10 protein-coding genes are annotated in these 13,005 nt (G+C 45.3%); 9 read left to right on the top strand and 1 reads right to left on the bottom strand.

Features of this window, described 5'->3' with window-relative positions; all coding sequences use genetic code 11:
* Nucleotides 1-37 precede the first annotated feature (37 nt).
* From carA to secF, 6 genes are all read left to right on the top strand, one after another.
* Nucleotides 38-1,183: a glutamine-hydrolyzing carbamoyl-phosphate synthase small subunit gene (carA, locus tag SPEA_RS16205; RefSeq protein WP_012156296.1), complete on the top strand. Its 1,146-nt coding sequence runs from the start codon at nucleotides 38-40 to the stop codon at nucleotides 1,181-1,183.
* Between the two features lie 28 nt (nucleotides 1,184-1,211).
* The gene (gene carB, locus SPEA_RS16200) at nucleotides 1,212-4,433 is read left to right on the top strand and encodes a carbamoyl-phosphate synthase large subunit (protein ID WP_012156295.1); all 3,222 of its coding nucleotides are present in this window, start codon (nucleotides 1,212-1,214) and stop codon (nucleotides 4,431-4,433) included.
* Between the two features lie 357 nt (nucleotides 4,434-4,790).
* A complete protein-coding gene (greA, locus tag SPEA_RS16195) occupies nucleotides 4,791-5,267 on the top strand; it encodes a transcription elongation factor GreA (protein ID WP_012156294.1) in 477 nt (158 codons plus the stop codon).
* A gap of 154 nt (nucleotides 5,268-5,421) precedes the next feature.
* A complete protein-coding gene (locus SPEA_RS16190; protein WP_012156293.1) occupies nucleotides 5,422-5,922 on the top strand; it encodes a hypothetical protein in 501 nt (166 codons plus the stop codon).
* 301 nt (nucleotides 5,923-6,223) lie between these two features.
* Nucleotides 6,224-8,038: a protein translocase subunit SecD gene (gene secD / locus SPEA_RS16185; protein ID WP_012156292.1), complete on the top strand. Its 1,815-nt coding sequence runs from the start codon at nucleotides 6,224-6,226 to the stop codon at nucleotides 8,036-8,038.
* A 16-nt stretch (nucleotides 8,039-8,054) separates the two neighbouring features.
* A complete protein-coding gene (secF, locus tag SPEA_RS16180; RefSeq protein ID WP_041411582.1) occupies nucleotides 8,055-8,948 on the top strand; it encodes a protein translocase subunit SecF in 894 nt (297 codons plus the stop codon).
* 92 nt (nucleotides 8,949-9,040) lie between these two features.
* Here the strand turns inward: secF and yhbY are convergent, their stop codons facing one another.
* Nucleotides 9,041-9,340: a ribosome assembly RNA-binding protein YhbY gene (gene yhbY / locus SPEA_RS16175; protein ID WP_012156290.1), complete on the bottom strand. Its 300-nt coding sequence runs from the start codon at nucleotides 9,338-9,340 to the stop codon at nucleotides 9,041-9,043.
* Nucleotides 9,341-9,433: 93 nt separating this feature from the next.
* Here yhbY and rlmE point away from each other — a divergent pair, with 93 nt between their 5' ends.
* The 3 genes from rlmE (at nucleotide 9,434) to folP (ending at nucleotide 12,977) form a co-directional block, all read left to right on the top strand.
* Complete coding sequence (gene rlmE, locus SPEA_RS16170) at nucleotides 9,434-10,063, top strand: 23S rRNA (uridine(2552)-2'-O)-methyltransferase RlmE (protein WP_012156289.1); 630 nt, start codon at nucleotides 9,434-9,436, stop codon at nucleotides 10,061-10,063.
* 60 nt (nucleotides 10,064-10,123) lie between these two features.
* The gene (gene ftsH, locus SPEA_RS16165; protein ID WP_012156288.1) at nucleotides 10,124-12,076 is read left to right on the top strand and encodes an ATP-dependent zinc metalloprotease FtsH; all 1,953 of its coding nucleotides are present in this window, start codon (nucleotides 10,124-10,126) and stop codon (nucleotides 12,074-12,076) included.
* 112 nt (nucleotides 12,077-12,188) lie between these two features.
* On the top strand, nucleotides 12,189-12,977 hold the full coding sequence (gene folP, locus SPEA_RS16160) for a dihydropteroate synthase (RefSeq protein WP_049767979.1): 789 nt from the start codon (nucleotides 12,189-12,191) through the stop codon (nucleotides 12,975-12,977).
* Nucleotides 12,978-13,005 lie beyond the last annotated feature (28 nt).

The following is a 13,005-nucleotide window of genomic DNA, read 5'->3' as shown; positions in this document are numbered from 1 at the left end:
TTAATTTCAATGATTTGGCTCTTTTTCGGAGGTCGCGTTGACAAAGTCTGCCTTACTCGTACTTGAAGATGGAACCATTTTTTCTGGCACTGCAATTGGTGCTGAAGGGATGTCTGTTGGTGAAGTCGTTTTTAACACTTCAATGACCGGTTACCAAGAAATTTTGACTGATCCATCATATTCACGTCAAATTGTAACCCTCACTTATCCACATATTGGTAATACTGGTACCAATGATGAAGACACAGAATCTGATTCTGTTCATGCATGTGGCCTTATCATTCGAGACTTGCCGTTAATCGCAAGTAATTTTCGTAATCAGCAATCTTTAAGCGATTATTTGGTCGCTAACAACGTTGTTGGTATTGCTGATATCGATACTCGTAAATTAACTCGTATCCTACGCGAGAAAGGCGCCCAAGCCGGTTGTATCATGGTTGGTGATTTAGATGAAGCTAAAGCTTTAGCTGCAGCTAAAGCCTTCCCTGGTCTTAAAGGCATGGATTTAGCCAAAGAAGTCACTACAAACGAAACGTACTCATGGCGCAGCGGTAGCTGGCGTTTAGTTGGCGGTTTGCCGTCTGACACGCCAGAAGCTGAGCTTAAGTATAAAGTGGTTGCCTACGACTATGGTGTTAAGCGCAACATCTTACGTATGTTGGTTGACCGCGGTTGTGATGTGACGGTTGTGCCTGCACAAACTCCTGCAGCCGAAGTGCTTGCAATGAATCCTGATGGGGTATTCCTGTCGAACGGTCCTGGCGACCCAGAGCCATGTGATTACGCTATTGCTGCAATCCAAGAAATCTTAAAAACAGACATTCCTGTTTTCGGTATCTGCTTGGGTCACCAGTTATTAGCGTTAGCTTCAGGTGCTAAAACACTGAAAATGAAGTTTGGTCATCACGGTGCTAACCACCCTGTAAGCAATATTGAGCAAGGTAATGTGATGATCACCAGCCAAAACCATGGTTTTGCTGCTGATGAATCAACGCTGCCAGCCAACATTAAAGTGACTCACAAGTCTCTGTTTGATGGCTCTTTGCAAGGTATTCATCTTACAGATAAGCCAGCATTTAGTTTCCAAGGACACCCTGAAGCAAGTCCAGGACCAAATGATGCGGCGCCACTGTTTGATCATTTCATTGATTTGATTGACTTGTACCGCAAAAACGCCAAGTAGTAACCTCATCCTGGAGAAGATTTAAGCAATGCCAAAACGTACAGATATAAAGAGTATTCTTATCCTAGGTGCTGGACCGATTGTAATTGGTCAAGCCTGTGAGTTTGACTACTCAGGCGCCCAAGCCTGTAAAGCCCTACGCGAAGAAGGCTACCGAGTTATTCTTGTTAACTCAAACCCTGCAACCATTATGACTGACCCAGAGATGGCCGATGCGACTTACATCGAACCTATTCACTGGGAAGTAGTACGTAACATTATTGCCAAAGAGCGTCCTGATGCGATTTTGCCAACCATGGGCGGCCAAACAGCACTTAACTGTGCGCTTGAGCTTGAAAGCCGTGGTGTACTAAAAGAATTCAATGTTGAAATGATTGGCGCAACAGCCGATGCAATCGACAAAGCTGAGGACCGTAGCCGTTTCGATAAGGCAATGAAGTCGATTGGCCTTGAGTGTCCTCGTGCTGGTATCGCGCACAACATGGATGAAGCCCGCGCTGTTCAAGCAGAAGTTGGCTACCCGTGTATTATCCGTCCGTCATTCACTATGGGTGGCAGCGGCGGTGGTATCGCTTATAACAAAGAAGAGTTTGAGGATATCTGTTCTCAAGGTCTTGAGCTATCACCCACTAGCGAACTGCTTATCGACGAATCTTTGATTGGTTGGAAAGAGTACGAGATGGAAGTGGTACGTGACCGCAACGATAACTGTATTATCGTCTGTGCAATCGAAAACTTTGACCCAATGGGCGTTCACACTGGTGACTCAATTACGGTTGCACCAGCACAAACCCTAACTGACAAAGAATACCAATTGATGCGTAATGCATCACTTGCAGTATTGCGTGAGATTGGTGTTGAAACTGGCGGTTCAAACGTACAGTTTGGTATTAATCCTGTTGATGGCCGTATGGTTATCATCGAGATGAACCCTCGTGTATCACGTTCTTCTGCACTAGCATCGAAAGCAACCGGTTTCCCGATTGCAAAGATTGCAGCCAAGCTAGCGGTTGGCTTCACTCTCGATGAGCTTAGCAACGACATTACCGGCGGTGCAACTCCAGCATCATTTGAGCCTGCAATCGATTACGTTGTAACTAAAATCCCGCGTTTTAACTTTGAAAAGTTTGCTGGTGCTAATGACCGTCTAACTACACAGATGAAGTCTGTGGGTGAAGTGATGGCGATTGGCCGTACATTCCAAGAGTCACTACAAAAAGCCCTTCGTGGACTTGAAGTGGGTAAAAATGGTTTATGCCCAGAAATCGACTTGGCAGAACCAGAAGCATTATCACGTATTCGTCACGAGCTTAAAGAGCCGGGCGCAGAACGTATTTGGTATATTGCTGATGCATTCCGTGCGGGTCTGTCGGTTGATGATATCTTTGGCTTAACTAATATTGACCCTTGGTTCCTTGTGCAGCTTGAAGACTTGCTTAAGTCTGAAGCGCAAGTCGCTGAAATCGGTCTTGCTGGATTAAGTGAAGACGTTCTACGCAAGCTTAAGCGCAAAGGTTTTGCCGATTCTCGTTTAGCTGCACTAGCTGGTGTGAGCGAGACTGAAGTGCGTAAGCTGCGTACTCGTTTTGAAATTCACCCAGTGTATAAGCGTGTTGATACCTGCGCGGCTGAATTCTCAACAGATACGGCTTACATGTACTCAACTTATGAAGATGAGTGTGAAGCGAATCCATCAAATCGTGACAAGATCATGATTTTAGGTGGTGGTCCAAACCGTATTGGCCAAGGTATTGAGTTTGATTACTGTTGTGTACATGCAGCATTGGCGCTACGTGAAGACGGGTACGAGACCATCATGGTTAACTGTAACCCTGAAACCGTTTCTACCGACTACGACACATCAGATCGTCTGTACTTCGAGTCAGTAACTTTTGAAGATGTGCTTGAAATCGTACGTATCGAAAAGCCAAAAGGCGTTATCGTGCAGTACGGTGGTCAAACACCGCTTAAACTAGCACGCGACCTTGAAGCCGCTGGCGTACCAATTATTGGTACTAGCCCTGATGCAATTGACCGTGCTGAAGACCGTGAGCGTTTCCAGCAAGCAATTCAGCGTTTAGGCATGATGCAGCCAGAAAATGATACGGTAACAACCGTAGAAGGCGCAGTGATCTCAGCTGAGCGTATTGGTTATCCGTTAGTGGTTCGTCCATCTTATGTTTTAGGTGGCCGTGCAATGGAAATCGTTTATGACGAGCAAGATTTACGTCGCTACTTTAATGAAGCGGTAAGTGTTTCTAACGCGTCTCCAGTGCTACTTGACCGTTTCCTAGACAACGCAATCGAAATCGACATCGACGCAGTATGTGATGGCGAAACGGTTGTGATTGGCTCAATCATGGAACATATCGAGCAAGCGGGTGTTCACTCTGGTGACTCTGGTTGTTCATTGCCTCCATATAGCCTAAGCCAAGACATTCAAGACCGCATGCGTGAGCAGGTGGGTAAGCTTGCAATGGAGCTAGGCGTAATTGGTCTGATGAACGTACAGTTTGCAGTGAAGGATAACGAGATCTACATGATCGAAGTTAACCCACGTGCAGCGCGTACCGTACCATTTGTATCGAAGGCGACTGGCGTTCCATTAGCTAAGATTGCCGCGCGTGTGATGGCGGGTCAAAGCCTTAAATCACAGAACTTCACCGAAGAAGTTATTCCGCCATTCTACTCTGTAAAAGAAGTGGTATTGCCGTTTAACAAGTTCCCAGGTGTTGACCCATTGCTTGGCCCTGAGATGCGATCAACGGGTGAGGTTATGGGTGTGGGTGATACGTTTGCTGAAGCCTATGCTAAAGCGCAGTTAGGTGCGACATCTGAAGTGCCTAAGTCTGGCCGTGCACTCTTGTCTGTTCGTAACAGCGATAAGGCTCGTGTTGCCGATTTAGCCGCGCAATTAATTGCATTGGGTTATCAGATTGACGCAACACACGGTACTGCGGTTATCTTAGGCGAAGCGGGTATTAACCCACGTCTAGTGAACAAGGTACACGAAGGTCGTCCTCATATTCTTGACCGTATCAAGAACGGTGAGTACACCTATATCGTTAACACGACAGAAGGTCGTAAGGCGATTGAAGATTCACGTCAGCTACGTCGTGGTGCACTGCGTTACAAGGTGAACTACACAACGACTTTGAATGCTGCCTTTGCAACTTGTATGGCTCACTCGGCGGATGACCGCTCGAACGTGACGTCAGTACAAGAGCTGCATAAGCGTATTACTAAGTAAGCGAAGCTTAAAATAAAAGGCCGCTTTAAGCGGCCTTTTTTATTGTATGGCGTTAATTGCCTCGATAGAGCTGGCATTCAATAAAAATAGTTGCAGCATCTCTAGCAACTAGGCTGAAGGTTGAGTAAGCTCTACTGTCTTACATTGAAGCGAGTGTTTTTTAACCCTCAGCATGGTTTGATTAGATTTATCTGCTGTAAATTTAGGTCAACTGTTATTGAGATCGCGTACAAGTACAGATTTGGGTGCATCGGTTGCCCTCAGCGTTTACAATAACGCAATTCCACCAGATTTTTCCTTACTAACGACCAATGTTGGTAAGGCCTGCTTTTGTTTTAAAGGAGACGAAAGAAGCTTATGAGTACGGTTCCAATGACCATTGTCGGTGCTGCACAGCTGCGCAAAGAATTAGATCACCTTAAATTTGAGCGTCGTCCAAAAATTGCAGAAGCAATTGGCGAAGCACGCGAATTAGGCGACTTGAAAGAAAATGCTGAATATCACGCTGCCCGTGAAGAGCAAGGTTTATGCGAAGCGCGCGTAAGAGATATTGAAGGTAAGCTTTCTCACGCACAGATCATCGATGTCACGACTATGGCTAACAATGGCCGCGTAATCTTCGGTTCTACTGTAACGATTGTAAATGTTGATACAGATGAAGAAGTGACTTACCGCATCGTGGGTGAAGATGAAGCTAACATTAGAGAAAATCTTCTATCAGTTAGCTCACCAATTGCACGTGGGCTTATTGGTAAGAGTCTAGATGATGAGATCTCGATTGTGACGCCAGGCGGCACCAATGATTTTGAAATTATCAAAGTTGAATATATCTAACCTTAAGGTCAGATAAATGAATAAAGCCGCTTTTTTGCGGCTTTGTTATTTGTGGAATTCGTTTGCTTTAGAGTTAAAATATTAAAAGGTTTGTATCTGCGTCATACAGTGTTTAGTATGTAATTCATAAACGAGACATATATTAGGAAGTTAAGTGCAGTTATTGGTACGATTTGGATTCATTTTGTTATTCATAGGGGGGTTATTTCTCACGCCTATGTGTGCAAATGCGTCTGAGCAAAACCAAACTCATGTCGATGCATGGGAAGCTGAGCACGTTAATGACCAGCAACAAAGCCTTGGTTTAGCTGTGGCGGACATATTGCCAAGTCTAAGTACTTCTGGTGGAAATCCGGTCACGCTAAAAGATAATCATGCCCAGAAGAAGCAAAGTAATGACTCTGAGTATGCTCCTCTTGTATCTCAACGTTTTGTGAGTTTCTCTCAGCACGACCTACAACAAACACGTCCTGATTATCTACTCGCATTTGAATTTGTCTCACCAGCGGTTCCATCTCTAACCGTTGGCTATCGCATAGATTTTGCGCCAGCCCTTGATTGGTTGCTGCATATCAAAAGCGCCTCCCATCGACTCTCCGCATGGAAAGAGTCCAATCTGCTCTATCGTTTCTCTCAAGCTCGCTCATTAGCCTAAGTTACATAAGCCTGTTTTGGCTTACCTATCGAGAATCTCCTTTACCTGTATAGAAGCTTAAGCTGCACGCTTGGTCGTGTGTTTACCTTCTTAAATATCCTCAATACTCAGCTTTATGTATTGTGGGGCAAGTAATGGACCGCTATACAGTTTAAGCCTCTAATCTACATGGCTCTATAATTGTTACTGTTCTCGATAGCGATTACCGCGAGGTTGCTCTGCTCCTGCCCACCATTACTGGTTGAAGCGGGAAACAGCAAGTCTTCATCGCGTTTTAGGCAATTTAAAGAGCAAAAAAATTATGAGAGAACAGAAAAATACCACTATTTTGAACCACTACTCAGCATGGAAATATGTATTGTTAGTGGTCACTATCATCATCATGTTGTTCAGCGCGCTTCCGACCTTTTTTGGTGAGGATGCAGCGGTTCAGATCAGTAAAGAAGCCGGTTTAAAGGTCAATGCGTTAGAGCTTCACCAATTACTGATTGCCCAAGGGGTCAAAGTTAAGCGTATCGATCAAACTTCTGGGCAGACGCTGATTGTAATAGATGATAACTCGCAACAGAGTCAGCTTAAATCATTCCTTAGCAACCAGGTCAAAGACCCGACAGAGATAACTTTGACCTTAGCGCCGGCAGCGCCAAACTGGTTATTATCCCTGGGCTTCTCGCCAATTAAGCTAGGGCTCGATCTGCGCGGGGGAGTGCAGTTCTTGCTTGATGTGGAGATTGAGCCTGTCTATAAGCTGCAATACAACACCTTTATTGAATCGGTTAGGCAGTTTGTACGTCAAGAGGCTTTATATGGTGTGACCGTTCAGCAGCAAGTCGATGGCAATGTGCAAATTTCGGCTCAAGAACTCGAGCAAAGAGGGGCTGTCAGGCAGTTTATCAATAAACAATACCCTAATTGGCAAGTTTCAAACTCAGGTGAGCAGTCTTTGAGTGTTGGTATGACTGAAGCCGAGAAGATTACTATCCGCGATCTCACCGTTAAACAAAACTTGCAGATCATGCGCAGCCGTATTGAGCAGTTAGGGATCACTGAAGCAGTCGTGCAGCGTCAAGGTGAACACCGCATCCGTATCGAACTGCCTGGAGTACAAGATCCCGCCGCGGCCAAGTCTGTGATTGGCGCCACTGCAAGCCTTGCTTTTTATCAGGTGAAGCAGCCGGGTTCTGTCAACGCAAAGACACTTAAAGATGAGCAAGGTAAGCCAGTTTATGTGGCAAGACGAGCGGTTTTAGGCGGCGAGCATATCGTCGATGCTAGGGCATCCCTTGGCGAGATGGGCTTACCTGAAGTGGTGATCCATTTAGACAGGGAAGGTGGAAGTATGATGTCTGACTTTTCTCGGGACAATATCGGTAAGCCGATGGCGACTTCTTACAGTGAATATAGCCGTGATGACAATGGTCAAATTAGGCAAACAACTGAAGTCATAAGTGTCGCGACCATTCAAGCGCAATTGGGCGATCGCTTTAGTATTACTGGCGCTGGGGATTACGCCGAGGCTCAGCAGCTAGCGCTTTTACTCAGAGCAGGCTCAATGACAGCCCCTGTGACCATTGTTGAGGAGCGAACCATCGGCCCAAGTCTTGGTGAAGAAAACATTACCAATGGTTTCTCCGCACTTGCTTTAGGCATGGGAGTCACCTTGCTGTTTATGGGGCTTTGGTATCGCCGTTTAGGCTGGATAGCGAACGTAGCGCTAGTCGCCAACATGATCCTTATTTTTGGTCTTATGGCACTGATCCCTGGCGCGGTTTTAACATTGCCGGGTATTGCTGGCCTAGTGTTAACCGTCGGCATGGCTGTTGATACCAATGTACTTATTTTTGAGCGAATTAAAGATAAGTTAAAAGAAGGGCGTAGCTTTGCCCACGCGATAGACAGAGGCTTTGATAGTGCATTTTCAACCATTGTTGACGCTAACTTCACCACAATGATCACTGCCGTGGTGCTTTACGCCATAGGTAATGGCCCTATTCAGGGCTTTGCCCTAACCCTAGGTTTAGGTCTTTTAACCAGTATGTTTACCGGAATATTTGCGTCTCGTGCGCTTGTTAACTGGGCATATGGTCGTGATTTTAGTCGTAACGTGAAGGTGTAATATGGAATTTATTAATATGAGTAACTTAAGCAAGTTAACCAAAGCACGTTACCTATCGAGTGTGTTCTCGCTACTGATCATGCTTGCTTCAATTGGCATCATCTTGACTAATGGTTTTAATTTAGGACTGGACTTTACCGGCGGTGTGGTAACTGAAGTTAAACTCGATCCGAATATTAAAGCCGCTCAAATAAGTGAGTTATTAGGTAAAGATTCACAGCAAGAGGTGAGTGTAATCTCTGCGGGTGAGCCGGGCCGATGGGTGCTGCGTTACGCAAAGGTCGATGATGTATCAGGAGCAGATATACGTACAGTACTTGCACCATTAACAAATCAAGTCGAAGTTCTTAACTCGAGTATTGTCGGGCCACAGATAGGCCAAGAGTTAGCTGAGCAAGGAGGTTTGGCGCTATTAGCCGCTATGCTATGTATCCTAGGCTACCTAAGTTTTCGTTTTGAGTGGCGACTCGCTAGCGGTGCACTGCTGGCCTTGTTTCATGATGTCATCTTTGTACTGGCATTTTTCTCGCTGACTCAAATGGAATTTAACTTAACGATTCTCGCCGCTGTATTGGCCATCTTAGGTTACTCCTTAAATGATTCTATCGTAATTGCCGACAGGGTTAGGGAAGTGCTTATTGCTAAGCCTAAGGCGGCGATAGATGAAATTTGCAGTAGTGCAGTACAAGCCACCTTTTCGCGAACTATGGTTACCAGTGGTACAACCTTGTTCACAGTAGCTGCACTGTGGATTATGGGGGGGGCACCGCTGCAAGGATTTTCGATTGCCATGTTCTTAGGAATATTAATCGGTACTATCTCGTCAGTGTCGGTAGGAACCTGTTTACCCGAGTACTTAAAAGTGAGTGCGGAGCATTACAAGGTTGAACCGATTAGCGACGCTCCATAAAGCAGACAAAAAAAGAGCCGCTGTATAAACAGCGGCTCTTTTTATTTATCTTACAAAGGCATCTTTCATGTGAATGAAGAGATCTTTGTTAATTACTTTGCCTTAGGCACAGCAATTTTCATTTCTTCAGACTGACGGAACAGTACTAAAACGTGACCGATAAGCTGTACTTTTTCAGCTTTAGTTTCACGTACAATGGCATCTACGATAGCGTTTTTAAGCTCTCTGTCACCAGAGGCTACTTTCACTTTAATCAATTCATGATGTGAAAGTGCATTATCAATTTCAGCCAGCACTCCCTCAGTCAAGCCGTTGCCACCAAGCATCACTACAGGCTTGAGACTGTGCGCTAAGCCTTTTAAGTGCTGTTTTTGTTTGGTTGTTAAGTTCATTTATACCAACTTTATGCTGAGTTACTGTTGAAAACCCGCTATTCTACCCTTATATAGGCTTTGTGTAACTCTCAATTTTGTTGCGGATTTTAAATGTCAGGAAAAAAACGAACGGCCAGTTCTTCTCGCTGGATGCAGGAACATTTCGACGATCACTATGTCAAACTGTCGCAAAAGCGCGGTTTAAGGTCGCGTGCGGCCTTTAAGATTGAAGAGATCCAAGAAAAAGATAAACTCATTCGTCCGGGAATGACTGTTGTCGATTTAGGTGCCGCGCCGGGTGGCTGGTCTCAAATTGCCGTTAAGTTGGCAGGAGACAAGGGTAAAGTTATCGCTTGTGATATTTTACCTATGGACCCGATTGTTGGTGTTGATTTCCTACAGGGCGATTTCCGCGAAGAGAAAGTACTGGACGCATTGTTAACCCGAGTGGGTGATGCCAAGGTCGATGTGGTGCTGTCAGATATGGCACCTAATATGAGTGGAACAGGTGGTGTTGATCAGCCTCGAGCCATGTATTTAGTAGAACTAGCCTTAGATATGTGTCATCAAGTTTTGGCACCTAATGGCAGTTTTGCGGTTAAAGTCTTTCAGGGGGAGGGCTTTGATGAATACATGAAAGCGGTTAAAGAGGCGTTCAAAACCGTTAAAACACGTAAGCCCGATTCTTCACGGCCGCGATCGCGTGAAGTCTATCTTGTGGCGACGGGCTACAAGTTATAGTAATCTATCGTAAGTACTCTAACATTAGTTTTCGGAAGACTTTAAAAGAGGTCGAGTAATTTGAGTGACATGGCAAAAAATTTAATTCTCTGGGTTGTCATCGCAGTTGTGCTGATGTCAGTTTTTCAGGGCTATTCCCCCTCTTCTTCTACCAAGCAGAAGATGGATTATTCAACCTTTTTAGACGATGTTCGCTCAGGGCAGATTAATACTGTCGAAGTGAAAAGCGATCAACGTACCATTGAAGGAACAACCACTACAGGCGAAAAGTTTGTCACCATCATGCCTATGCCAGATCTTGATTTAATCAATGATCTTGACCGCAAGGGCATCATGATGAAAGGACAAGAGGCGGAGGAGTCAGGTTTCTTAACCCAGATCTTTATCTCTTGGTTCCCTATGCTACTGCTTATTGGTGTGTGGATCTTCTTTATGCGCCAGATGCAAGGCGGTGGCGGTAAAGGCGCAATGTCATTTGGTAAGAGTAAAGCCAAATTGATGAGCGAAGACCAGATCAAGACGACTTTTGGTGACGTTGCAGGCTGTGACGAAGCTAAGGAAGACGTAAAAGAGCTAGTCGATTACCTGAAAGAGCCTACAAGATTCCAGAAATTGGGTGGCCGTATTCCTACTGGTGTGCTGCTAGTTGGTCCTCCTGGTACAGGTAAAACCTTGCTTGCTAAGGCGATTGCAGGTGAAGCTAAGGTGCCTTTCTTTACTATTTCAGGTTCTGATTTCGTTGAGATGTTCGTTGGTGTTGGTGCCTCACGTGTACGTGACATGTTCGAGCAAGCGAAGAAGTCTGCACCGTGTATCATCTTTATCGATGAGATCGATGCCGTAGGTCGTCAGCGTGGCGCGGGTGTAGGTGGTGGTCACGATGAGCGTGAGCAAACACTTAACCAGATGCTAGTTGAGATGGATGGTTTCGAAGGTAACGAAGGTATTATTGTTATCGCTGCGACTAACCGTCCTGACGTACTTGATGCTGCACTACTTCGTCCAGGTCGTTTCGACCGTCAAGTGGTTGTAGGCTTACCAGATGTGCGTGGTCGTGAGCAAATCCTTAAAGTTCATATGCGTAAAGTACCTTTGGCTGACGGCGTTAAAGCAAGCGTAATTGCTCGTGGTACACCTGGCTTCTCTGGTGCCGACCTTGCTAACCTTGTTAACGAAGCTGCACTGTTTGCTGCTCGTAACAGCCGCCGCGTAGTCGGTATGGAAGAGTTCGAAAGCGCAAAAGATAAAATCATGATGGGCGCAGAGCGTCGCACCATGGTGATGTCGGAAGATGAGAAAGAGATGACCGCCTATCACGAAGCGGGTCATGCTATCGTTGGTTGTTTAGTGCCTGAGCATGATCCTGTGCATAAGGTGACTATTATTCCACGTGGCCGTGCACTGGGTGTAACCTTCTTCCTACCGGAAGCAGATGCAATTAGTCAGAGCCGTCGCAAACTTGAGAGTCAGATCTCGGTTGCTTACGGTGGACGTATTGCAGAAGATATTATCTACGGTAGCGAGAAAGTTTCTACAGGTGCTTCGCAAGACATTAAGTACGCAACATCTATCGCACGTAACATGGTGACTCAATGGGGCTTCTCTGAGAAGCTTGGTCCTGTGCTTTATGCTGAAGATGAAAATGAAGTGTTCTTAGGTCGTAGCATGGGTAAATCTCAGCATATGTCTGATGACACTGCTCGCGTTATCGATGCCGAAGTTAAGCTGCTTATCGACGCAAACTACGGACGTGCCCATACTTTCTTAACTGAAAATATGGATATTCTTCATGCGATGAAAGATGCTTTGATGAAGTATGAAACTATTGATTCAGAGCAAATTGCTGACTTGATGGCGCGTCGTGAAGTGCGTATGCCTGCTGAATGGCAAAAAGATCTGCAGTCTAAGGACAACGACAACAACGACACTTCTTCTGAAAAGAAAGAAGATATCAAGGAAGTTGAAGAAGAGAAGCCCGATGTTAGCGATGCTGACGAATCACCGGCTAAGTAATCTTTAGTTTGATAAAGAAAACCCCTTCTAGGGGTTTTCTTGTTTACGGAACTTTATTTTGTCTATTTTAACTAGTCGTCACACATCTCTCGATTTGAGCTCTCCCGTTGTGATGGGGATCCTCAATGTCACGCCAGATTCATTTTCTGATGGTGGCGAATATTCATCGATTCAAGCGGCTTGCAGACAAGCCGATTTAATGGTGGCTCAAGGCGCCAAAATTATCGATATTGGTGGTGAGTCAACCCGACCTGGTGCTAAGGACGTATCTATTGAAGATGAGCTAAAGCGTGTGCTCCCTTTAATTGAGTATGTTAGTCGTAATCATGATGTGTGGGTCTCAATTGATACCAGTAAAGCGGTTGTTATGCAGGCGGCAGTTGAAGCCGGTGCACAGCTGATTAATGATGTTAGAGCGTTACAGGAACCCGGTGCATTATCTACCGCGGCTAAGTTAGATGTGCCGGTTTGTTTAATGCATATGCAAGGTCAGCCGAGGACCATGCAAGATGCGCCACAGTATGACGATATCATTAGTGATATTAGTCAGTTCTTCTGTGAGCGGATCGAAGTCTGTATTGACGCGGGAATTAAACGTGAGCAGATAGTGCTCGATCCTGGTTTTGGTTTTGGTAAATCGCTAGCCCACAATTACGAGTTACTCAATCGGATGGCTGAGTTTTCGAGCTTCGATTTACCCGTGCTTGCAGGTTTATCGCGTAAGAGTATGTTTGGACAGTTACTCGGACGTGAGGTATCACAAAGATTAAGTGCCACACTTGCTGGTAATATGCTGGCAATACAAGCGGGCGCAAAGATAGTGCGTGTGCATGATGTACAAGAGACCAGTGACATGATAGCAGTGATAGAAGCTGCAAAGAATTTTAAAACTTTGGCTTAATATTTTGGCTTTACACGCCAGTTGTTCA

This window comes from Shewanella pealeana ATCC 700345, assembly GCF_000018285.1.
Classification (GTDB): Bacteria; Pseudomonadota; Gammaproteobacteria; order Enterobacterales; family Shewanellaceae; genus Shewanella; species Shewanella pealeana.
Note: the sequence above shows the minus strand (reverse complement) of the source record. Positions and strands in the feature narration are given on the sequence as shown.

What these genes read in the sequence shown, in the direction of transcription:
- carB (WP_012156295.1), top strand. Translation starts at nt 1,212, where the DNA reads ATGCCAAAACGTACAGATATAAAGAGTATTCTTATCCTAGGTGCTGGA.
- greA (WP_012156294.1), top strand. Translation starts at nt 4,791, where the DNA reads ATGAGTACGGTTCCAATGACCATTGTCGGTGCTGCACAGCTGCGCAAA.
- secD (WP_012156292.1), top strand. Translation starts at nt 6,224, where the DNA reads ATGAGAGAACAGAAAAATACCACTATTTTGAACCACTACTCAGCATGG.
- secF (WP_041411582.1), top strand. Translation starts at nt 8,055, where the DNA reads ATGAGTAACTTAAGCAAGTTAACCAAAGCACGTTACCTATCGAGTGTG.
- yhbY (WP_012156290.1), bottom strand. Translation starts at nt 9,340, where the DNA reads ATGAACTTAACAACCAAACAAAAACAGCACTTAAAAGGCTTAGCGCAC.
- rlmE (WP_012156289.1), top strand. Translation starts at nt 9,434, where the DNA reads ATGTCAGGAAAAAAACGAACGGCCAGTTCTTCTCGCTGGATGCAGGAA.
- folP (WP_049767979.1), top strand. Translation starts at nt 12,189, where the DNA reads ATGGGGATCCTCAATGTCACGCCAGATTCATTTTCTGATGGTGGCGAA.